Source organism: Vibrio sp. 704, assembly GCF_033339295.1.
The window spans coordinates 1-508 of the sequence record NZ_JAWOUH010001060.1 but is presented as its reverse complement, the minus strand read 5'-3'; the positions used below and the strand labels follow the sequence as shown (position 1 = coordinate 508).

The following is a 508-nucleotide window of genomic DNA, read 5'->3' as shown; positions in this document are numbered from 1 at the left end:
GCCTCACTACTGGTTTTTCTCCAACCAAAAAATTCTGCCTCGTTTTCTTGAAGATGTTGCCATCGTTCGCGGAGTGGAATCCAACATACTTAACATTGAAGGTGAAATTGATATTCCGCCAAGCGTCGATCGCAATTTGGATTGGGTTATTGCCAGTTTCCACGAGCCCGTTTTTCCACCTGCCAATAAAGAAGCACATACTGAAGCGCTGATAAATGTCATCAAAAGCGGTCGCGTTGATGCGTTAGGGCATTTGGGTAACCCGAACTTCGACTTCGATTTTGAACAAGTGCTGAAGTGCGCTAAAGAGCACAATGTAGCGATAGAAATCAATAACACCACGCTCAAAGGCAACAGCCGTGTTGGCAGTGTGGAGCGTTGCCATGAAATTGCGCAAATCGGCAAAGCGTTAGATGTGTATTTCACCACGGGAAGCGATGCGCACTTTTGTCATGATGTGGGCAATCTGGAGCTTGTCAGTGAGCTGATGGACAACCTTGATATTGAT

The 508-nt window shown here is 46.1% G+C and carries 1 protein-coding gene; it reads left to right on the top strand.

Going from position 1 to position 508, the window contains the following annotated elements; translation table 11 throughout:
• Positions 1-508, top strand: a 508-nt coding sequence (locus tag R7R24_RS30645) for a phosphatase (RefSeq protein ID WP_318120709.1), incomplete at both ends; no start/stop codon positions are given.